Source organism: Kitasatospora sp. NPDC127067, assembly GCF_042724755.1.
GTDB classification, from domain to species: domain Bacteria; phylum Actinomycetota; class Actinomycetes; order Streptomycetales; family Streptomycetaceae; genus Kitasatospora; species Kitasatospora lactacystinica.
On the sequence record NZ_JBHXEM010000143.1, the window covers coordinates 1 to 20,801 of the forward strand.

Consider the following 20,801-nt stretch of genomic DNA (forward strand, 5'->3'; position numbering starts at 1 on the left):
GGAACCACCCGAACCACCGAACACCGAGAGCCCCCGGCACTGCGTCTGCCGGGGGCTCTCGGTGTTCGGTGGTTCGGTGTCCGGTGGCGGTTCAGCAGCTGCCGGTGGCGGTCGGGGTGGGGGAGGGCTTGGTGGCCAGGGCGAGGGCGGCGGCCGCCTGGGTCTCGTCCAGCAGGGCGTTGTAGCTGTCGCCGATCACGAAGTCCACGGTGGTGTCGGTGCGGGCGTCGGCGGTGACGGCGGCACCGGCGATCTGCGAGCCGACCAGGGTGCCCGCGCCGGCACCGGCCGGACCGGCGATCACCTGGGCGGTGCCGGGCACCTTCTTGTCCAGCTCGGCCGGGGCGTTGCCGACCTTGCCGATGACGAAGCCGCGCTTCTTGAGCTCCTCGGCCGTCCGGCCGGCCAGACCGGCCTTGGTGGTGGCGTTGTAGACGTTCACGGTGACCGCGGTGGCCTGCGGGACGGCGTGCGGGTCGCCCTGCGCGGCGGCGGGCGCGTCGGCGGCGCCCGGGGTGGCGCCCGGCGTGGGGGCTGCCAGCGCCTTGCCGGACGGGGTCGCGCAGGCCTGTGCCGAGGCGTTCTTGTTCCTGCCGGTGAAGATGTCGTACAGCTGCACGCCGCCGAGCGCGATCAGGGCCAGGGCGAGCAGGCCGGCGAGCGCGGCGATCACCTTGCGGCTCTTCTTCGGAGGCCGGCCCAACCGCGGGTAGGTGTTGCCGGTGACGCGGTACTGCTTCCCCTTGAGGCCTTGGGGAGTCAACATGCTCACGGTTTGTCTCCCCCTCGTGCCAGGGCGGGGTCGGGATGACGGATCGGCCGGGTGGGGACTTCCCCGGTGCGGGCGGAATCCCCTGGTCGCGGCCGTAGTCAGCAGCGTAGTGCCGTACGGCCTCGAAGGTACTAAACGATCATCATCTGGCGTACCCCGGTACCCGAAAGGGGGTACCGGGGTACGCGTGGACCGCCCTCCGCCGGATGGCGAGGGGGCGGTCCGGAAAGCCCGTGGCGGCCCGACGGCCCGGTGACGGGGTCCGTCACTCCATTTCGAGGACGCGGGCGTGCAGCACCTGGCGCTGCTGCAACGCGGCCCGGACGGCCCGGTGCAGGCCGTCCTCCAGGTAGAGGTCGCCGTGCCACTTCACCACGTGGGCGAAGAGGTCCCCGTAGAACGTCGAGTCCTCGGCCAGAAGGGTTTCGAGGTCGAGTTGGCCCTTGGTGGTCACCAGCTGGTCGAGCCGCACCGGGCGCGGGGCGACGTCAGCCCACTGGCGGGTGCTCGTCCGGCCGTGATCCGGGTACGGCCGCCCATTGCCGATGCGCTTGAAGATCACACGGAAAGCCTACCGTTCGGACGGCGGATGGCGCAGCAGCCGCGACGCCGCCACGCGCGCCGGTGTGAACTGCGCATGGACGAATGCAGCTGTTTGATGGGAAATGTCGCGAACATCGCCCGGTGCCGATCGGGTTCCGCGCCGATGCCGAAGCGTTCCGAAGCGTTCCGATCCGCTCAGGAGTGTGCACCGATGTCCTCCGACCCCACCCCGCCGGCCGTCCGGGAGATCGCCGACGGGTACGCCTTCACCGGTCCCGCCCTCGACCTCGGCGCCGTGCTGCTGGACGGCACCGCGTACCCGGACGCCCAGGTGCGCATCCCGCTGGGCGTGCTCAACCGGCACGGGCTGGTCGCCGGGGCCACCGGCACCGGGAAGACCAAGACCCTCCAGCTGATCGCCGAACAGCTCTCCGGGCAGGGCGTGCCGGTGTTCCTCGCCGACATCAAGGGGGACGTCTCCGGCATCGCCGCGCCCGGGGCGCCGAGCGAGCGGACCGGTGCCCGGGCCGCCGAGGTGGGGCAGCGGTGGTCGCCGCAGGGCTGCCCGGCCGAGTTCTACTCGCTCGGCGGACAGGGCGCCGGCATCCCGGTCCGGGCCACCGTCACCAGCTTCGGACCGCTGCTGCTGGCCAAGGTGCTCGACCTGAACGAGACCCAGGAGTCCTCGCTCAGCCTGGTGTTCCACTACGCAGACGGCAAGGGCCTGGAGCTCTACGACCTCAAGGACCTCACCGCGGTGATCGCCTTCCTCGCCTCGCCCGAGGGCAAGGAGGAGCTGCGGACCATCGGCGGGCTCTCGGCGGCCACCGCCGGGGTCATCCTGCGCGCGCTCACCGTGCTGGAGAACGAGGGGGCCGGGGCCTTCTTCGGCGAGCCCGAGTTCGACACCGCCGAGCTGCTGCGGACCGCTCCGGACGGCCGGGGCGTCGTCTCGGTGCTGGAACTGCCCGCCGTGCAGGACCGGCCGCGGCTTTTCTCCACCTTCCTGATGTGGTTGCTCGCCGACCTCTACCAGGAGCTGCCCGAGGTGGGCGACCTCGACAAGCCCAAGCTGGTGTTCTTCTTCGACGAGGCGCACCTGCTGTTCAAGGGCGCCTCCAAGGCCTTCCTGGAGGCGATCACCCAGACCGTCCGGCTGATCCGCTCCAAGGGCGTCGGCATCTTCTTCGTGACCCAGACGCCGCGGGACGTGCCGTCCGACGTGCTGGCGCAGCTGGGCAACCGGGTGCAGCACGCGCTGCGCGCCTTCACCCCGGACGACGCCAAGGCGCTCAAGGCCACCGTCTCGACCTTTCCGCGCTCCTCGTACGACCTCGGCGCGGTGCTGACCTCGCTGGGCACCGGCGAGGCCGTGGTCACCGTCCTCTCCGAGAAAGGCGCGCCGACGCCGGTCGCGGCGACCAGGCTGCGGGCGCCGCAGTCGCTGATGGGGCCGATCGGGGCGACGGCCCTGCAGGCGGTGGTGGACGCCTCGCCGCTGACGGCGCGCTACCGGGACGCGATCGACCGGGAGTCGGCGTACGAGAAGCTGGCGGCGCGTGCCCCGCGGCCCCAGGCGGCGCCCACCGCGCCCGGGGCGTCGACGCCCGTCGAGCGGGCGCCGCGGCGGGAGGCGCCGAGGGAGAAGGAGGGTGCGGGCGGGCTGCTCGGGTCGCTGCTGAGCAACCCGACCGTGAAGTCCTTCGCGCGCTCGGCCGGGAAGCAGCTCGGGCAGGAGATCTCGCGCAGCCTGTTCGGGACGTCCAAGCGGCGGCGCTGACCGGTCGGGCGGGGCCGGCCGGTCGGTGGGGCGGTGCGCCGGTCGGTCAGGCGGAGAGTGCGGCGCCGATCCGGTCCAGGGAGGACAGCCGCATTAGGCCGTAGTTGTAGAACTCCACCTCGGGGACGCCGAGTTCGCGCAGGATGGCGATCTTGGCGGCGAGGTTCTCCGGGCCGTCGCAGTCGGAGGACATCGGGCGCAGGATCACCGCCAGGGACTGCGGACGGACGCCGTGCAGGGCGAAGGCGGCGACCTTCTCCCGGACCGCTTCCGGGGTCCTCGCGTAGCCGAGGGTCTCGATCCGGTCGACGGCCCCGGCGAGGGCGGGCAGGTCGATGCCGGCGAGCCAGCCCGTGCCCGGGCCGCCGCCGTCCATGAAGGTCAGCCGCATGTCGTGCCGGCGGGCCTGCTCGGCGAGGTCGGCGGCCAGTGCGGTGACGGTGGTGGCGGCGGCGTCCACGTAGGCGGCGAAGGCGCCGTCGGCGAGGGTGCTCAGGTCGGCGGGCTCGGCGGCGGCGGATTCGTCGGCCAGCCGGCGGCGCAGCTCGGCGCGGACCGCCGCGGCCACCGCCTCGGCCGGGACCCCGGCGCGGGTGGCGGCGGAGCGGCAGTGCGGGCAGAAGCAGACCCCGAGCAGGGCCTCGGCGGTCGGGCCCAACTCCTCGAAGTAGCGCTCGTGGTGGTAGCCGTGGCGCAGTCCGTGGAAGTGCAGGGACTCGGCGCGGATCGCGTCCACGCCGTACCGGGCCAGTTCGGCGACCAGGGTCAGCGCGTACTCCCGGACCTCCGGGTTCGCCGGGCAGAGTTCGGTGAGGTGGCGGTCGCCGAAGGCGTTGGCCGGGGCGCAGTCGGGGTGGGTGAAGCCGAGCCGGTCGTTGTGGCAGAAGACCGTCCAGGCGTGCAGCTTCAGCCCGCGGCGGCGGGCCTCCTCGGCGGCCTCGGCGAAGGGGTCGCGGTCGCCGATCGCGGTGGACGGCACGGGGGCCAGCCGGCGGCCCCGCCAGGCGGCCGGGTCGGGGCGGAAGTACGCCGCGCCCGGCTCCAGGTAGCGGACCACCCGGCGGGGGTTGTGCGGGAAGACGTCGCGGGCCTCGTGGTAGACCGAGGCGAGGGTGACGCCGCCGACCCCGGCGCGGTCGGTGAGGTTGCCGAAGAAGGTGTCGGCGCCCTCGTCGAGCAGGTCGGTGGCGAAGGCGAGGACGGACGACTCCACGGTGCGGCTCCGGAGCTGGGGGAGGGTGAGCCGTCCACGCTAGCCGCAGGGGTGGGATTGGTCTATACCTGATGGTCCGGACGGGAATCGTCGGACACGCCCTACCTACAGGCCGAGCTCGTCCAGCTGCTTGAGCAGGGCGGATCCGGGGCTGGTCGGGGCGGTCCCCTGCGGCGCGGCGGGCTTCGCGGCCGGCCGGTCGCGGAGCAGTACGGCGGCGGCCAGTCCGCCGATCAGCCCGCCGAGGTGGCCCAGCCAGCTGACGCCCGGGGTGACGGGAAGGACCCCGATCAGGATGGTCGAGTAGACCACCGCGACGACGATGCCGACCACCGCGTCCAGTACGTTGCGGTCCAGGAGCCCGCGCAGCACCACGTAGCCGAGGTAGCCGTAGACCATGCCGCTCGCGCCGGCCGTCACCGTGTTCGGGCTCTCCAGCAGCCAGACCAGCAGCCCGCCGGACACCACGATCACCAGGCTGGCCAGCAGGAACTTCCTCATGCCCCGGTAGGCGGACAGGAAGCCGAGCACGAACAGCGGCCAGGAGTTGGCCTCGATGTGGCTCCAACTGAAGTGCAGGAACGGCGAGGTGAACATCTCCGGGAGGTCCCCGACCTGCTCCGTGCGCAGGCCGAACTCCCGCGACAGCCCGTAGTCGTCCAGCCAGTTGAGCACCTGCACCGACCAGATGACGGCCTGGATGCCGAGCATGGTGAGCAGCGCGCGGCGGGAGTCGGCGAACAACTGGGCGAATTTGGCGGCCATGCCCCGACTCTAGGGGCGCCGGAAGCGTACGTGCACCCCATTACAGTGACTCGTGTCGTTCCGACCGTGAGTTCCGACCGTGAGATCAGACCGTGAGAGGTGACCAGCCCATGAGCAAGCGCGCGCCGCTGCCGTACGAGTTCCTTCCGCAGGTGCCGTCCTTCCCGCTGAGCAGCCAGGACATCACCGAAGGCGCCACACTGGGCCGGGAGTTCATCCACTCCGGCGGCAACCTCTCGCCGCAGCTGACCTGGTCGGACCTGCCGGAGGGCACCCGGAGCATCGCGGTCACCTGCTACGACCCGGACGCGCCGACCGGCTCCGGCTGGTGGCACTGGCTCGCCCTCGGCCTGCCCGCCGACACCACCGGGCTGCCGCGCGGCGCCGGCTCCTCCGACGCCGCCCTGCCCGGCGAGGCCTCCTTCCACGGCCGCAACGACTTCCCGGGCAACCAGTACGACGGCGCCGCCCCGCCGCCCGGCGCCCCGCACCGCTACGTCTTCGCGGTGCACGCGCTGGACGTCGAGAAGCTGGACGTCACCGCCGACACCCCGCCCGCCCAGGTGGGCTTCCACCTCACCTTCCACACCCTGGGCCGGGCGCTGCTGACCGCCGAGTACGGGGTCTGACCCTTGGCGATGTCCGATCGTCCGGTCGAGGTCTGGCGGCTGCCCGAGGAGGAGTGGAAGGCCGGCCGCCGGGCCGTGACCTGGACGGTGGGGCCGGACGGGGAACTGGCCGTCCTGGTGGTGCCGGAGCAGTGCACGGCACCGGCCGGGTCCTGGCCGGAGGTCCGGTTCCCGTACGAGGCCGAGGTGGTCGTGACGGGCCCCCGCGGGGAGTGGCGGGTGCCGTTGTCCGGGGTCGACTGCTCGCCGGACCACCTGGCCCTGCTGCCGGGCGGCCGGCTGCTGCTGGTCGAGGCCCGGGCCGAGCAGGACGGGGAGGAGTGGCGGCCCAACGGCTTCGTGTACGGCCCCGACGGGACCCCCGGCCGGGAACTCCTCCTCGGCGACGACACGCCCGTGCTGGTGACCGACCGGGACGGCCGGATCTGGATGGCCTACGGGGACGAGGGCATCTACGGCGACCACCCGATGTCCTGCGCGGGACTCCGGGGCGCCGACACCCACGGCCGGGTGGTGTGGAGCCCGGACCACCGGAAGGACCTGCCCGGGTACCCCCTGGAGGGCCTGGCCGGAGCGACCGAGGGGCGGTCCGCCTGGCTGGCCTGGTACCCGGGCTCCTCGGGCAGCTACCTCACCCGGATCGAGGCGGCCGACGGGACCTCGTCCACGGTGCCGTGCCCGGTCCGGATGCCGGTCGGCTTCGCGGTCCGCGCCCGGGAGGGCGTCTTCCTGTCCCGGGGCGGGGAGCTGACCTGGCACCTGCTGGTCGGCAAGCAGTGGAAGCAGACCGGGAAGCGCAGGCCGGACGTGCCCGGCGAGCTCGACCGCCGCCGTGCCTACGGCCGGGACGGCGCGCTGTGGTTCAGGTCCGGCAACGGCTGGTACCGGGTCGAGGCCTAGGAAGGGCCCTGGCGCCGGCCCTGGGACGGGCCCTGGGACGGGTCCGGACCGCCCCGGTCCGGCGCCCCCGCCGCGTGCTCGGCGCGGGCCGCCAGTTCGCGCAGGTGCTCGCGCAGCGCGGGCGGCTCGTGCACCTCGAAGGCGCAGTCCAGCGAGAGCAGCCGCATCGCCGTCCACTCCAGGGAGTCGGTGCGGGAGCGGAGCCGGCAGCTGTGCTCGTCGATCGGCTCGACCTCGGAGTCGCCCGGCCGGAGGCTGCGGCGGACCCGCTCGGCCGGGGCGTGCACGGTGGCGACCACGGTGCCGCTCGGTGACGGGCGGTGCAGCTTGCCCGCCACGTAGGCGGCGGCGTCCTCGGCGGGGAGCGGGCGCGGGGTGAAGCGGACGCCGGTGGCGGCCGGGCCGCTCAGCCGGTCGACCCGGAAGAGCCGCCAGTCCTCGCGGTCCAGGTCGTAGCCCACCAGGTACCAGCGGCGGCCGACCGAGACCAGCCGCTCGGGCTCGACCTGCCGCCTGGTCTCGGCCCCGTCGTACGCCCGGTAGCCGAAGCGCAGCCGCTCCCGGGCGGTGACGGCGCGGGCGAGCACGGTGAGGTCCTCCGGGTCGACGGTCGGGCCGTCCCCGGTGAGCAGCGGCACGGTGGCGGAGTTGAGCGTCCCGACCCGCTGCCGCAGCCGGCCCGGCAGCACCTGGAGCAGCTTGCCGAGCGCCCGTACCGAGGCCTCCTCGATGCCGACCACGGCGTGCCCGGCCGCGGCGCGCAGCCCGACCGCGATGGCCACCGCCTCCTCGTCGTCCAGCAGCAGCGGGGGCATCGCCGTGCCCGCGACCAGCCGGTAGCCGCCGTCCGGGCCCATGCTGGCCCGCACCGGGTAGCCGAGCTCACGCAGCCGGTCGATGTCGCGCCGGATGGTGCGGGGGCTGACGCCGAGCCGCTCGGCGAGTTCGCTGCCGGGCCACTCGCGCGGGGTCTGGAGCAGGGACAGGAGGCTCAGCAGCCGGGCCGGGGTGTCGCTCATGGCGTCCAGCATGCCCGAACAACTGGGACAGGTTCTGACCTACATGGCCGTTACTGTCGCGGACGTGGAGAAGAGCGGCGTGGACGTGAAGAAGAAAAAAGAGGAGACCGCAATGAGCACCGCGGCAGCGGACCGGCGGAGGTGGATCGCGCTGACGATCGTGATGGTGGCCTCCTTCATGGACTTGGTGGACGTCACCATCGTCAACATCGCCATCCCGAGCATCCAGCAGGACACCGGCGCCTCCTTCAGCGCCATCCAGTGGGTGACCGGCGGCTACGCGCTGGCCTTCGCGATCGGGCTGATCACCGGCGGCCGGCTGGGCGACATCCACGGCCGCAAGCGGGTGTTCCTGATCGGGATCGGCGGCTTCACGCTGGCCTCGGCGCTGTGCGGGCTGGCCTCGGGCCCGGAGATGCTGGTCGCGACCCGGCTGCTCCAGGGCGGGACGGCGGCGTTGATGGTGCCGCAGGTGCTGTCGATCATCCACGCGACCTTCCCGGCGGAGGAGCGCGGCAAGGTGTTCGGCCTGTTCGGCGCGGTGGTCGGGCTGGGCGCGGTCTCCGGTCCGCTGATCGGTGCGCTGCTCACCGAGTGGGACCTGTTCGGTCTGGCCTGGCGGCCGATCTTCCTGATCAACCTGCCGGTCGGCATCGCCGGCCTGCTGCTCGGCCGCCGCTTCATCGACGAGTCGAAGGCCGACCAGGCGCTGAAGCTGGACCTGGTGGGCGTGGCGCTGGCCAGCCTCGGCCTGCTGATGCTGATCTACCCGCTGACGCACGGCCGGGAGGCCGGCTGGCCGCTGTGGGGCTACCTGTCGATGGCCGGGAGCCTGCCGGTGTTCGCGCTGTTCGTGGTGTACGAGAAGGTCAAGACGCGGCGGGACGGCTCGCCGCTGGTGGAACTGGCGCTGTTCCGGGTGAAGTCCTTCGCGGCCGGCATCTGCGTGCAGCTGGCCTTCGGCGTGGCGCTCGGCATCTACTTCCTGGTCTGGACCCTCTACATGCAGGTCGGGCTGGGCTGGAGCCCGCTCAAGGCCGGCGCGACCGGCATCCCGTTCTCGATCGCGGTCTCCACGGCGGCCGGACTGTCGGTGCAGAAGCTGGTGCCGCGGTTCGGGCGGAAGGTCCTGCAGACCGGCGCGCTGGTGATGGCGGCGGGCGTGCTCGTCTACATCTGGGAGGCGGACCGGTACGGGACCGCGATCACGACCTGGCAGATGGTGCTGCCGCTGGTGGTGATGGGACTCGGGATGGGTCTGATCGTCGCGCCGATCACCGACGCGGTGCTGGCGGAGGTGCCGCGCGAGCACGCCGGTTCGGCGTCCGGGCTGATCAACACCGTGCAGCAGGTGGGCAACGCGCTCGGGCTCGGCCTGGTGTCGGTGGCCTTCTTCGGGGCGATGGACGACGTGGTCGCGCCGGAGGCGGTCGGGGCGGCGTTCGGCGGGGCCTTCGTGAACGCGATGTGGTGGGTCGCCGGGGTGCTGCTCGCCGTCTTCCTGCTGATGTTCGCGCTGCCGCGGCGGCGCAAGGCGGCCGGGGCCGTGGCCGGCTCCACCGCCGAGGAGCGGGAGCCCGTCCTGATCTGACGGAGCGCTCCCGTTCGCGGGCCCCGGTCGCGCGGCGCGGCCGGGGCCCGCGTCGCGCTCCGGGAGGGCCCGGCCCCGACGTGGTCGGCCGGGTGGGTCGACCGTCGGCACGGGCGGCCGGGCCGTCGGTCAGCGCGCACCGGTCGGGGCGGGGGCGGCGGTCGTACGGGTGGTGGTGCGCGGCTTGGCGGCGGCCTTGGCCTCCTTCGCGACGCGCTTCATCTCCTGCTTGAACTCACGTACCAGGGTGAGGGATTCGGGGCCGGTGATGTCCGCGACGGAGCGGTGCGCACCCTCCTCGCCGTACGCGCCGGCCGCCTCGCGCCAGCCCTCCGGCCGCACCCCGTACTGCTTGCCGAGCAGGGCCAGGAAGATCTGCGACTTCTGCTTGCCGAAGCCGGGCAGGGCGTTGAGCCGGCTGAGCAGCTCCTTGCCGGTGCGGACGTTCTTCCACAGTGCCGCGGCGTCGCCGTCGTACTGCGCCACGAGGAACTGGCAGAGCTGCTGCACCCGTTTGGCCATCGCGGCCGGGTAGCGGTGCACCGCGGGCTTCGCGGAGAGGAGCGCGACGAACTCCTCCGGGTTGTAGGTGGCGATCTCGTGGGCGTCCAGGTCGTCGTGGCCGAGGCGCTGCGCGATGGTCAGCGGGCCGGTGAACGCCCACTCCATCGGGACCTGCTGGTCCAGCAGCATGCCGACGAGCGCGGCGAGCGCACTCCGTCCGAGCAGTTCGTCGGCCTCGGGCTGTTGTGCGAGCCGAACGGTGACGTTCACGGGCTTGCCCTCCTCGGAGTTGACGTCTGGTCGGCGCCCAGTCTGGTGGACGCGGCGTTGGCGTACAGGATCAACACGCCCGTAGCCGGGGAAGTCGTCTCTGTTCAAGGCCTTGCCAGAGCTGCATTGTTCGTTGGCGGAGCGGTTGCCGGGGGTAGCGGCGGGGTGTCGCGGACAATTTTTTGCCCGCGCCTGTCACATCCGGCGGATGCCCCGGGTCAGGGGAGTGTCGAACCGAACAGCCGTCGAATGGGAGCACTCCAATGTCCGTCGCCCACACCGTCGTCACCGTCCTCGCCGCCCTCATGGTCGGCTTCTCGGCCTACTCCGTCTTCGCCGGCGCCGAGTACGTCGTGAAGCCGCTCGCCGACTACGGCGTCCCGCGCGCCTGGTGGACCTGGCTCGGCGTCGCCAAGGCGGCCGGCGCCCTCGGCCTGCTGGCCGGCCTCGCCGTCCCGGCCGTCGGCTACGCGGCCGCGGTCGGCGTGATCCTCTACTTCCTCGGCGCCGTGATCACCGTCCTCCGCGCCCGCGCGTACGCCCACGTCCCGTTCCCCCTCGTCTACATGGCGCCCGCCGCCGCCTCCCTCGTCCTCGCCCTCGCGGCCTGAGCCGGGCCCGCCCGGCCCGGCGGGCCGGGCGGGGGTGGCGTGCACGGGGAGGAGTGCGCGGGGCGGGTATGGGGGGCGTGCGTGGCGGGGGAGGGCGCTCGGCTGGGCGGGTGGCTTCGAACGGGGGGAACGAGTCATTTCATATGACTGTTTCTGTTGTGCCGGTGCGGCGAGCTGACGACGGGTCATTCTTGGTCCAATCGACGCGTCCAGAAAGGCTCGCCCGCCGTGACCCAGCCGTTCGAACTGCCGTCCTTCTACGTGCCGCATCCGGCACGCCTCAACCCCCATCTGGACGAGGCACGGGCCCACTCCACCGACTGGGCCCGGGAGATGGGGATGCTGGAGGGTTCCGGAATCTGGGATCAGGCAGACCTGGAAGCCCACGACTACGGCCTGCTCTGCGCGTACACCCACCCCGACGCCTCCGCCGAGGCGCTGTCGCTGGTCACCGACTGGTACGTGTGGGTCTTCTTCTTCGACGACCACTTCCTCGACATGTTCAAGCGCACCAACGACCGCGGTGCGGGCAAGGCCCACCTCGACCGGCTGCCGCTGTTCATGCCGGCCGACCCGGCCGCCGAGCTGCCCGAGCCGGAGAACCCGGTCGAGGCGGGCCTGGCCGACCTGTGGCGGCGCACCGTGCCGGCGATGGGCGAGGACTGGCGGATCCGGTTCGCCGAGAGCACCCGGAACCTGCTCAACGAGTCGCTGTGGGAGCTCGCCAACATCAACGAGGGTCGGGTGGCCAACCCGGTCGAGTACATCGAGATGCGCCGCAAGGTCGGCGGCGCGCCCTGGTCCGCGCAGTTGGTCGAGTACGCGGCCGGCGCCGAGGTGCCGAAGGAGGTGTCGGGTTCGCGGGCGCTGCGGGTGCTGATGGACGCCTTCTCCGACGGGGTGCACCTGCGCAACGACATCTTCTCGTACCAGCGGGAGGTGGAGGACGAGGGCGAGCTGAGCAACGGCGTCCTGGTGCTGGAGCGGTTCCTGGAGTGCTCCACCCAGGAGGCCGCGGACGCGGTCAACGACCTGCTCACCTCGCGGCTCCAGCAGTTCGAGAACACCGTGTTCACCGAACTGCCGGTGCTGTTCGCGGAGACCGGGCTGGACCCGGCGGGGCGCGCCCGGGTGACGGCGTACGTCAAGGGCCTGCAGGACTGGCAGTCCGGCGGGCACGAGTGGCACCTGCGGTCCAGCCGGTACATGAACGGCGGTGGGGCGGCCGCGGGTTCGGGCGGGTCCGGTGGCGAGGTCGCTCCCGGCTCGGGCGGTGGACCGGCGGGTCTGCCGGGTCTGCCGGGAGGGCCCGGGGGCGGCAACTGGTGGGACCAGTACGCGATCGGCGGCATCGGGACCTCGGCGCTGGACATCCTGCGCAGCACGGCCGCCGGGGCCACGGCGGCCGTGGCGGAGGCAGCGAAGGCGGCGGAGGGGGGCTCGACGCCGGCGGCCAAGGGCGCGGCGGGCCCGGCCGCGCGGCGGGCGCGGTCGCACGGCCACGTGCCGTACCAGGCCGTCGGGCCGTCCCTGCTGCCCGAGTTCAAGCTGCCGTACGAACTCCGGCTGAGCCCGCACCTGGACGGTGCCCGGGAGCGCGTGATCGCGTGGGCCGAGCGGATGGGACTGCTGGCGGCGGAGCCGGGCGTTCCCGCATCCGGCATCTGGGACGCCGAGTCGATGCGCGACTACGACCTCCCGCTCTGCGCGGCCGGCCTCCACCCGGACGCCACGGCCGACCAACTCGACATCTCCTCGGCCTGGTTGGCCTGGGGCACCTGGGCCGATGACTACTACCCCAGGGCCTTCGGGCACACCCGCGACCTGGTCGGCGCCAAGGTCGCCAACGCGCGGCTGTCCCTGTTCATGCCGGTGGACGGCACCCCCGCGCCGGAGCCCGTCAACGCGCTGGAGCGCAGCCTCGCCGACCTCTGGGAGCGGACCGCCGGCCCGATGACCGTCGAGGCCAGGGGCCGGTTCCGGGTGGCGGTCGAGGCGATGCTGGACAGCTGGATCTGGGAGCTGAGCAACCAGATCCAGAACCGGATCCCGGACCCGGTGGACTACCTGGAGATGCGCCGCTCCACCTTCGGCTCCGAGCTCACCGCGAGCCTCTCCCGCCTCGGCCACGGGCAGACCGTGCCGCCGGAGGTGTACGACCACGGCTCGATGCGCGCGCTGGAGAACTCCGCGATGGACTACGCGTGCATGATGAACGACCTCTTCTCGTACCAGAAGGAGGTCGAGTACGAGGGCGAGCTGCACAACGCCGTCCTGGTGGTGCAGAACTTCTTCGGCTGCGACTACGAGTCGGCGGTCCGGATCGTCGACGACCTGATGCACTCGCGGCTGGGCCAGTTCCAGCACGTGGTGCAGAAGGAACTCCCGGTCATGTACGAGGACTTCGGGCTGGGGCAGGCGGCCAGGGAGATGCTCGACGGGTACGTGGGGGAGCTGGAGAACTGGCTCGCGGGCATCCTGAACTGGCACGAGGGCTGCCTCCGGTACGCCACGGCCGACCTGGACCGGCACTTCGGCGCCGAGCGGGACCTGGTGGAGGCCTCGCAGGCCCGTCGGGTGGCCACGGCGGCGGCCGCCGCGTCGGTTCCGTCGGTTCCGTCGGTTCCGACGGTCCCGCTGCCCCCGGTGCCGCTCGGCCCGACCGGCCTGGGGACGTCCTCGCTGCGTCTGTCGGCGGGCGGCTGACGTCGACGGGTCGCACCCGCGCGGGTCCAGCCCGCGCGGGTGCGCCGCATCGTGGCTAGGCTGGCGAACCGGGGGTCGGCGTGCGCCCCCCGGCGCGCGCCCTTTCGCCACACACGAGGGCAGAGAGATGGCTGCGCTACCTGAGGGCACACCCTGTTGGGCCGACGCGATGTTCACCGACCTGGAGGGCGCGAAGGCCTTCTACGGCGACGTGTTGGGCTGGACCTTCGGCGAGAGCTCGTCGGAGTTCGGGAACTACACCCAGGCCTACTCGGACGGCAAGGCGGTCGCCGCGATCGTGCCGCCGATGCCGGGCGCGGAGGCCCAGTCCGCCTGGTGCCTCTACCTGGCCTCGCCCGACGCCGGTGCCACCGCGACGCGGATCCGCGCCAACGGCGGCGAGGTGGTCATGGGGCCGATGCAGGTCGGCGACTTCGGCACGATGGTGATCGCCAAGGACCCGGCCGGGGTGGTGTTCGGCGTCTGGCAGGCCGGCCGGCACGAGGGCTTCGAGAAGCAGGGCGAGCCCGGCGCCTACACCTGGGCCGAGCTGGTGACCCGCGAGCCCGCGAAGGCGGACGCCTTCTTCCCGGCGGTCTTCCCGTTCGGCGTGAAGAAGATGGCGGGCGGGGACTTCGACTACCGGATGTTCCAGGTCGACGACCGGCCGGTGCTCGGCCGGATGGGCGCGGAGGGGGACTTCCTGCCGCCCGAGGCGCCCTCGTACATCAGCGTCTACTTCGCGGTGGACGACACCGACGCCGCGATCGGCCGGCTGACGGCCCGCGGCGGCAAGGTGTACTTCGGGCCGATGGACAGCCCGTTCGGCCGGTTCGCGGCGGTCGGCGACCCGCAGGGCGCGGCCTTCGGGTTGATCGACATCGGTCGGCGGGTAGGGGAGCAGCCGGAGACGGTGGAGGTCTGATGCGTCCGACGGGACGACGAGCGGCAGGGGTGGCCGATGGGTGAGCGCGAGGAACTCGTCGAAACGCTGGACAAGCACCGCGAACTGCTGCGGCGCACCGTACGGGACCTCACCGACGCGCAGGCGGCCGAGCGCACCACGGTCAGCGAGCTGTGCCTCGGCGGCCTGATCAAGCACGTGGCGGCGGTCGAGGCGCGCTGGTCGCGGTTCATGACCGGCGGCGCGGAGGCGATGCGGCGCGGGGACGGGGGCGCCGCCGACCCGGACACCTGGGCGGCCCAGTTCCGGATGGTGGAGGGCGACACCCTGGCCGGGCTGCTCGCCGAGTACGAGCGGACGGCGCGCGGGACGGACGAGCTGGTCCGGACCCTGCCCGACCTCGACCTCGCCCACGAGCTGCCGCCCGCACCCTGGTTCCCGCCGGGCACGGCCTGGTCGGCCCGGCGGGTGCTGCTGCACCTGATCGCCGAGACCGCGCAGCACGCCGGGCACGCGGACATCATCCGGGAGTCGCTGGACGGGGCGAAGTCGATGGGCTGAGCGGCGGTTCGCCCGGCAACCGAGTGGCGGTTCGAGCGGTACATCGCCCGACGGTTCGAGTGGCGTCGGGGACGGCCGTCAGGGCAGCTCCACGCCGAGGAGTTCGCGCAGCGCCCGGCCGCCCTCCGGGGTGACCCGAAGGGCCCGGCCGGAGCCGATCCGTTCCACCCAGGCGCGGTCCAGGGCGGCCCGGCAGAGCGCCGCGCCGAGCGCCCCGCCCAGGTGGGTGCGGCGTTCCGTCCAGTCCAGGCAACCGCGCACGACCGGGCGTCCGCCCCGGCGGCCCGCGCGCGGCGGCAGCTCGATCGCCTGCGCGGCCAGCCAGTCCCGGCCGTGCCCGGTGACGGCCAGCCCGCCCTCCTCGGTGACCAGGCCGCGGGCGAACAGCGCGTCCGACACGGCCACGCCGAGGCGTCCGGCCAGGTGGTCGTAGCAGGTACGGGCCCGGGCCTCGGCACTCAGCCGGGTGGCCTCGGTCAGGTTGCGCGGCGCGGTCGCGGGGCCGGGGCCGGTGCCGGGGCCGGTGCCGGACTCGGCGAAGACGGTGAGGTCCTCGATCAGCGTGGCCACCGCGGGCGTGGCCAGCCGGACGTACCGGTGCCGACCCTGTCGTTCCTCGGCCAGCAGCCCGCCAGCGATCAGCCGGGACAGGTGCTCGCTGGCCGTGGACGGCGCCACGCGCGCGTGGCGGGCCAGCTCACCCGCGGTCCAGGCGCGACCGTCGAGCAGCGCCGTGCAGATGGCGGCGCGGGTGGGGTCGGCGAGCAGGGCGGCGAAGGCGGCGAGCGTCATGCCTCCATGGTCGGGGCACGAGGGTGCGTGCGGGCGCCGAGTCGCGTACCGGGGCGGAGCGGCGCACGGAGGACGGGGCGGTCGCGGCGGCGGGGCCGCGTGGGGGAGCGGAGCCGGGGACATGCCTCCAGGGTCGCCCCCGCACGGTTCGGCCGGGGCCGAAACGACCCGGGGCCACGATGACGGCATGAGCGAAACCACGGTGGTCTCCGGTCCCGCGACGATGACCTTCTCCCGCTACGACGACGTGACGGCGGCGCTGGCCGACCCGGCGCTGGTCCCGCCGCCCGCCGGGCCGGCCGTGCCCGGAGCGCCCGGCGCCGCCCCCGGCACGGTGGCCTGGCTGCGGTCCGCCGTCGCCCGGTTCAGTTCCGGCGAGCCGCACGCCCGGCGCCGGGCGCTGGTGCTGGCGGACCTGGAGCGGCTGGACCCGGACCGGCTGCGGGTGGCCGCGGCCGCCGGCTTCGAGTCCGACGTCCGGCTGCGGGTGGTCCGGGTGCTCGCGGCGGAGCTCGGCCTGGCCGACCCGGAGGCCGTGGCGCGGGACGTCGCGGCGGTGTCCCGGGCGTACTTCGCCGATGCGTCGGACGATCCGGTGGCGGCCGACCCGGCGGCCGACCCGGCGGCGGACGCGGCGGTGGCCCGGCTGCTGCCCGTGGTGGGGGACTGGGACGACGCGGCGGGGGACCGGGACGAGGAGACGGCCGCGAACCGGATCGGCCTGCTCGTCCAGGCCTGCGACGCCACCGCCGCGCTGGTCGAGGGCGCTCGCCGGCACGAGGACGGTCTGGCCGGCGTGCTGCGCGCGGACCCGCCGGTCCGGACGATGCGTCGGCTCGCCGCCCGGGCGACCGAGGTCGGCGGGGTCGCGGTACCGGCCGGAACGCGGGTCCTGCTCGACATCGCGGCGGCCCAGTCCGGGGCGCCGGAGGGCGTCGTGCTCACCTTCGGCGCCCCGCCCCGGAGTTGCCCGGGCCGCTCGCAGGCCCTGGTCATCGCCGAGGGCATCCTGTACGGCGCCTCCGATCCGGCGGACACCGGGGCGCCGGACATGCCGCCCGCGCCGGATCGGGGTAAGGCCGAACTCGCCTCCCTGGTGCCGGAGATGGTCGAGAGCGTGCTTGCCCTGGCGGCCGGTTGGACGGCCTGGGACGGTCGCCCGATCATCAACGCCGACGGCCGAACCTATACGCCGCACAAGGCTGTTCGCCGTATCGCCGACCATCTCGTCGACCACCTCGCCGAGTTGGAGGCCCGGGTGGTCGGTGAGCCGACCGAGCCCGACCACTGGCACGCCTCCGGTGTCACCACCCCGGCCGACCTGGCCCCGTTCACCACCGCCGACCTGGACGAGGCCCGCAGTCGGCTGACCCGGCTGGCCGGGATCTGGTCCCGGCGGATCCGCGCACTGCCGGACGAGCGGCTGGACGACTCGCCGGGGACGGGCTGGAGCTTCCGGCAGATCGTCCGGCACGTCTCCGGGGCCGGGTACTACTACGCGGACTCGGTCGGCGCGCTCGGCAGCCCCGCGGGTGCGACCGACACCCCGGAGGGTGCGACCGACACCCCGGAGGGTGCGACCGACACCCCGGAGGGTGCGACCGACACCCCGGCGAACGCGACCGGAAACCCCACGAACGACCCGACGGAGACGACCCGATGACCCCCTTCGCCGCCCTGCACCACCGCCCCGGCCGTCCGCTGCTGCTCCCCAACGCCTGGGACCATGCCTCGGCCGTCGCCCTCGCCGCCCAGGGGCACCCCGCGATCGGCACCACCAGCCTGGGCGTGGCGGCCGTCGCCGGCCTGCCCGACGGTGCCGCCGCCACCCGCGCGGAGACCGTACGGCTGGCGCGCCGGCTCGGGCGGGTCGGCTTCCTGCTCAGCGTCGACGCGGAGTCCGGGTTCAGCGACGATCCGGACGAAGTCGCCGAACTGGCCGTGGAGTTGGCGAAGGCCGGAGCGGTCGGCATCAACCTGGAGGACGGCCGGGCGGACGGTTCGCTGACCCCCGTCGACCGCCATGCCGCCAAGATCGCGGCGGTGAAGGCGGCCGTGCCGGAGCTGTTCGTCAACGCCCGCACCGACACCTACTGGTGCGGGCAGGACGCCCCCGAGGCGGGGGCGCTCCGGCGCCTGGACGCCTACCAGCAGGCGGGCGCGGACGGCGTGTTCGTCCCCGGGCCGGCCGATCCGGCGGCCATCGGCCGGCTGGTCGGCGCGCTCTCCGTCCCGCTGAACATCCTCTGGACGCCGGCCGGCCCGGGCCTCGCCGAGCTGGCCGCGCTCGGGGTGGCCCGGGTCAGCCTGGGCTCGCTGCTGTACCGCGCGGCACTGGCGGCGGCGGTGGCCACGGCGGCGGCCGTCGCGGCGGGCGGGCCGGTCGGTCCGGTGCCGGGGTACGCGGAGGTGCAGGCCCTCAGCGGGAGTTGAGCGTCTCCGGGAGCGGTCGCGGGCGGCCCTGGACCGGCGCCCCGGGGACCGGCGCCCTCAGCCCCGCTGGCGGGCGGTCCAGGCCGCCTCGATCCCGTCCAGGATGACGTTGACGCCCCGGGCGAAGCTGCTGTCCCGGCCCGCCGCGACCTCGTCCGGAACCTCGGTGGTGTACAGCCGGTGCAGCCGCGGGAACTCCTTGGTGGCCTCGATGACGGTGGGCAGGAGCCGGTTCATCCACTCCTGCTCGTCGTGGCCGCTGCGGGCCAGCGAGCTCACCCAGGAGGCCTCCACACAGGCGGTTCCGATGGTGTAGCCCATCACGGCGCTCATCGCGTCGTTCGCCTCGCCGATCTCGAAGCCGGCCGTTTCCAGGACGGCCAGCAGGGCCTCGGAGAGCCGCATCCAGTTGGGGCCGAGGTAGATCATCCCGACGTCGCCGATCACCGAGACCATCCACGGGTAGCGAATGATGGCCGCGCGCATGCTCTCGGCGCACTCCATGACCTTCGCGCGCCAGACCTTCGGGTCCTCGGAGTCCTCGGCCTCCGGCTGCGGGAGGGTGCCGAAGACCTGGTCGACGACCAGGGCGAGCAGTTCCTCCTTGTTGGCGACGTGGGTGTAGAGCGAGGTCGCGCCGGCGTTCAGCCGGGCGGCGAGCTTGCGCATGCTCAGCGCCTCGATGCCGTCGGAGTCCAGCAGTGCGAAGGCCTCGGCGACGATCTGCTCGCGACTGAGGGAGGGCTGCTCCCGCCGTCGCTGGGGCCGGTTCCACGGCAGGGGGATGCCCGGGGTCGTGCCGTCCTCTGATTTGGCCGCCATCGGGCCCTCCTCGCCAGTCGTCGATCGCCGGACCCGGTCCGGTGCGGCGCAGCTTGCCACAGGTCGCTGCGAACAGTGTACGGCGACTCGTACGGTGTGCGGAGGTCGAACGGCGTACGGCATTGCGAACAGTGTGCGGCGTCCGTACAGTGTTCGGAGCGGCGCACACCGTACCCGTGGGGACGGAGGGCGGTGTGCCCGCGACGACTTCCGCGCAGCTCCGGCCGGCCACGGCCACGGCTCGCGCGCCCATTCCAAAGCCCGAAGCCCGAAGCCCGGGTTCGCAACGAAAAGTTCAAACCCGGGTTCGACGCGAGAAGTTCAAAGGGGGAAAACGCCGTGCAACGTCATCCGCAGCGCTGGCTCATTCTGGTCGTGCTCTGTCTCAGCAGCCTGGTGCTGGTGATCGACAACATGGTGCTCACGGTCTCCATCCCGCCGATCGCGGAGGACCTCAAGGCCGGAGCGCAGGACATCCAGTGGATCATCGACTCGTACATCCTGGTCTTCGCCGGCCTGCTGCTCACCTCGGGCAGCCTCTCCGACCGCTTCGGACGGCGGAAGGTGATGATCGTCGGACTCGCGCTGTTCGGCGCGGCCTCACTGGTCGCGGCCTACGCCGGCAGCTCCGGTGAACTGATCGTCGGGCGCGTCCTGATGGGCGTCGGCGGCGCGCTGGTCATGCCGAGCACGCTCTCCATCCTGATCACCGTCTTCGACGACGAGGAGCGCCCGAAGGCGATCGCCGCCTGGACCGCCGTGGCCATGATCGGCCTGGTCGGCGGTCCGGTGCTGGGCGGCGCGCTGATCGCGCACTTCTGGTGGGGCGCGGTCTTCCTGCTCAACGTGCCGATCGCGGCGGTCGCCATCATCGCCGCGATGCTGCTGATGCCGGAGTCCAAGGGACCGTGGCGCCGACCCGACCTGCCGGGCATGGTGCTGTCGATGGTCGGCATGACGGCGCTGGTCTGGTCGATCATCGTGCTGCCCCGGGACGGCTTCACCAGCGCGAGCACCCTCGGCGCGCTCCTGCTCGCGGTGGCCTCGCTGACCGGCTTCGCCGTCCGGCAGGTCCGCACCGACTCGCCGATGGTCCCGCTCAACCTGTTCCGCAACCGGGTCTTCACCGGCGCCAGCTTCTCGCTCGTCCTGCTGACCTTCGCCACCGGCGGGCTGATGCTGGTCCTCACCCAGTACCTCCAGTTCGTGCTGGAGTTCTCGCCCACCGACACCGGCCTCGCCTTCATCCCGCTGGCCATCGCCTCGCTGGTGTTCAACGCGCTCGGCGCGGTGCTCGGCAAGAAGGTCCCGGCGCGGGTGCTCACCTCGATCGGCATGCTGATCATCGCGGGCGGCTTCGGGCTGCTGGCCACCCTCTCGGTCGGCGACGGCTTCACCAAGGTCGCCCTGGCCATGCTGGTGCTCGGCGTCGGCTCCGGCCTCGGCATGCCGGCCGCCGCCAACGCGCTCATGGGCGCCATCCCGAGCGAGCACGCCGGCGTCGGCTCCGCGCTCAACGACACCATCCAGCAGTCCGGCGCGGCGCTCGGCGTGGCCATCCTCGGCACCGTGCTCTCCAGCACCTACACCGGTGCGATGCCCGACGCCGCCCCCGCCGCCGCCCGCCACGACATCACCGGCGCGCTCGCGCTGGGCGGCTCCACCGGGGACGGCGGACTGGTCGCGGCCGCCCGGGAGGCGTTCAACACCGCCACCTCCACCACCTTCACGGTGGGCGGCATCGCGGTCGTCGCGGCCGCGGCGCTCACCCTGGTGCTGATGCGCGACGGCCGGAAGACCGCCGACGGGGCGGCCGGGGCCCCGACGGAGCCCACGGCCGAGCGGATCGGCTGACCCGACCCCCTCCGGGCCGATGGCCCCGGCCGCCCCGGGCGGTTTCTAGCGGTCGTTGCAACACGTGGTCGGTTGTTCAGGCCGCGAGCAGTTTATGCAGGCGCTCGGCTGGGGTTTCCCAGCCGAGCGTTT

Annotated in this window: 19 protein-coding genes; 11 read left to right on the top strand and 8 right to left on the bottom strand. The window is 73.3% G+C overall.

The genetic code is table 11. The features are described from left to right. Positions 1 to 91 precede the first annotated feature (91 nt). Positions 92 to 766, bottom strand: a complete 675-nt coding sequence (locus ACFWJ4_RS35540) for a LytR C-terminal domain-containing protein (RefSeq protein ID WP_380358536.1) — start codon at positions 764 to 766, stop codon at positions 92 to 94. 271 nt (positions 767 to 1,037) lie between these two features. Continuing rightward, positions 1,038 to 1,334, bottom strand: a complete 297-nt coding sequence (locus ACFWJ4_RS35545) for a type II toxin-antitoxin system VapB family antitoxin (RefSeq protein ID WP_030061387.1) — start codon at positions 1,332 to 1,334, stop codon at positions 1,038 to 1,040. A gap of 192 nt (positions 1,335 to 1,526) precedes the next feature. On the opposite strand from ACFWJ4_RS35545, the gene ACFWJ4_RS35550 reads away from it, so the two are divergent. After that, positions 1,527 to 3,095, top strand: coding sequence for a helicase HerA-like domain-containing protein (locus tag ACFWJ4_RS35550; protein WP_380551858.1), 1,569 nt, complete (start codon positions 1,527 to 1,529; stop codon positions 3,093 to 3,095). A gap of 46 nt (positions 3,096 to 3,141) precedes the next feature. On the opposite strand, the gene ACFWJ4_RS35555 is transcribed toward ACFWJ4_RS35550, so the two are convergent. Together ACFWJ4_RS35555 and ACFWJ4_RS35560 are read right to left on the bottom strand one after the other, a co-directional pair. After that, the gene (locus ACFWJ4_RS35555; RefSeq protein WP_380551861.1) at positions 3,142 to 4,308 is read right to left on the bottom strand and encodes a hypothetical protein; all 1,167 of its coding nucleotides are present in this window, start codon (positions 4,306 to 4,308) and stop codon (positions 3,142 to 3,144) included. Between the two features lie 105 nt (positions 4,309 to 4,413). Beyond that, complete coding sequence (locus tag ACFWJ4_RS35560; protein WP_380551864.1) at positions 4,414 to 5,073, bottom strand: rhomboid family intramembrane serine protease; 660 nt, start codon at positions 5,071 to 5,073, stop codon at positions 4,414 to 4,416. 110 nt (positions 5,074 to 5,183) lie between these two features. Between ACFWJ4_RS35560 and ACFWJ4_RS35565 the strand changes: the two genes are divergently transcribed. Together ACFWJ4_RS35565 and ACFWJ4_RS35570 are read left to right on the top strand one after the other, a co-directional pair. Beyond that, complete coding sequence (locus ACFWJ4_RS35565) at positions 5,184 to 5,702, top strand: YbhB/YbcL family Raf kinase inhibitor-like protein (protein WP_380551867.1); 519 nt, start codon at positions 5,184 to 5,186, stop codon at positions 5,700 to 5,702. A 9-nt stretch (positions 5,703 to 5,711) separates the two neighbouring features. After that, complete coding sequence (locus tag ACFWJ4_RS35570) at positions 5,712 to 6,602, top strand: hypothetical protein (RefSeq protein ID WP_380551870.1); 891 nt, start codon at positions 5,712 to 5,714, stop codon at positions 6,600 to 6,602. Here ACFWJ4_RS35570 and ACFWJ4_RS35575 read toward each other — a convergent pair. Continuing rightward, positions 6,599 to 7,621, bottom strand: a complete 1,023-nt coding sequence (locus tag ACFWJ4_RS35575; protein WP_380551872.1) for a helix-turn-helix transcriptional regulator — start codon at positions 7,619 to 7,621, stop codon at positions 6,599 to 6,601. The genes ACFWJ4_RS35570 and ACFWJ4_RS35575 overlap by 4 nt on opposite strands. Before the next feature lie 112 nt (positions 7,622 to 7,733). Between ACFWJ4_RS35575 and ACFWJ4_RS35580 the strand changes: the two genes are divergently transcribed. Then, positions 7,734 to 9,212, top strand: a complete 1,479-nt coding sequence (locus ACFWJ4_RS35580) for an MFS transporter (RefSeq protein ID WP_380551902.1) — start codon at positions 7,734 to 7,736, stop codon at positions 9,210 to 9,212. 129 nt (positions 9,213 to 9,341) lie between these two features. Here ACFWJ4_RS35580 and ACFWJ4_RS35585 read toward each other — a convergent pair whose 3' ends face one another. Continuing rightward, positions 9,342 to 9,986, bottom strand: coding sequence for an HhH-GPD-type base excision DNA repair protein (locus ACFWJ4_RS35585; protein ID WP_359905604.1), 645 nt, complete (start codon positions 9,984 to 9,986; stop codon positions 9,342 to 9,344). 263 nt (positions 9,987 to 10,249) lie between these two features. On the opposite strand from ACFWJ4_RS35585, the gene ACFWJ4_RS35590 reads away from it, so the two are divergent. From ACFWJ4_RS35590 to ACFWJ4_RS35605, 4 genes are all read left to right on the top strand, one after another. After that, positions 10,250 to 10,597, top strand: a complete 348-nt coding sequence (locus tag ACFWJ4_RS35590; RefSeq protein ID WP_380551875.1) for a DoxX family protein — start codon at positions 10,250 to 10,252, stop codon at positions 10,595 to 10,597. Positions 10,598 to 10,825: 228 nt separating this feature from the next. Continuing rightward, positions 10,826 to 13,303: a germacradienol/geosmin synthase gene (locus ACFWJ4_RS35595; RefSeq protein ID WP_380551878.1), complete on the top strand. Its 2,478-nt coding sequence runs from the start codon at positions 10,826 to 10,828 to the stop codon at positions 13,301 to 13,303. A 127-nt stretch (positions 13,304 to 13,430) separates the two neighbouring features. After that, on the top strand, positions 13,431 to 14,228 hold the full coding sequence (locus ACFWJ4_RS35600) for a VOC family protein (RefSeq protein ID WP_380551881.1): 798 nt from the start codon (positions 13,431 to 13,433) through the stop codon (positions 14,226 to 14,228). 36 nt (positions 14,229 to 14,264) lie between these two features. After that, entirely contained in the window at positions 14,265 to 14,768 is a 504-nt protein-coding gene (locus ACFWJ4_RS35605) for a DinB family protein (protein ID WP_380551884.1), read from the top strand. 78 nt (positions 14,769 to 14,846) lie between these two features. Here the strand turns inward: ACFWJ4_RS35605 and ACFWJ4_RS35610 are convergent, their stop codons facing one another. Next, a complete protein-coding gene (locus ACFWJ4_RS35610; RefSeq protein WP_380551887.1) occupies positions 14,847 to 15,560 on the bottom strand; it encodes an ArsR/SmtB family transcription factor in 714 nt (237 codons plus the stop codon). Positions 15,561 to 15,747: 187 nt separating this feature from the next. Between ACFWJ4_RS35610 and ACFWJ4_RS35615 the strand changes: the two genes are divergently transcribed. Both ACFWJ4_RS35615 and ACFWJ4_RS35620 read left to right on the top strand, forming a co-directional pair. Further along, positions 15,748 to 17,223, top strand: a complete 1,476-nt coding sequence (locus ACFWJ4_RS35615; protein ID WP_380551890.1) for a hypothetical protein — start codon at positions 15,748 to 15,750, stop codon at positions 17,221 to 17,223. Further along, complete coding sequence (locus ACFWJ4_RS35620; protein ID WP_380551893.1) at positions 17,220 to 17,993, top strand: isocitrate lyase/phosphoenolpyruvate mutase family protein; 774 nt, start codon at positions 17,220 to 17,222, stop codon at positions 17,991 to 17,993. The genes ACFWJ4_RS35615 and ACFWJ4_RS35620 overlap by 4 nt, the downstream gene beginning before the upstream one ends. A gap of 57 nt (positions 17,994 to 18,050) precedes the next feature. Here ACFWJ4_RS35620 and ACFWJ4_RS35625 read toward each other — a convergent pair whose 3' ends face one another. Next, positions 18,051 to 18,815 carry a TetR/AcrR family transcriptional regulator gene (locus ACFWJ4_RS35625; protein ID WP_380551896.1) on the bottom strand — a complete coding sequence of 255 codons (765 nt, stop codon included), beginning with the start codon at positions 18,813 to 18,815 and terminating at the stop codon, positions 18,051 to 18,053. Positions 18,816 to 19,154: 339 nt separating this feature from the next. Here ACFWJ4_RS35625 and ACFWJ4_RS35630 point away from each other — a divergent pair, with 339 nt between their 5' ends. Further along, on the top strand, positions 19,155 to 20,669 hold the full coding sequence (locus tag ACFWJ4_RS35630; protein WP_380551899.1) for an MFS transporter: 1,515 nt from the start codon (positions 19,155 to 19,157) through the stop codon (positions 20,667 to 20,669). Positions 20,670 to 20,801 lie beyond the last annotated feature (132 nt).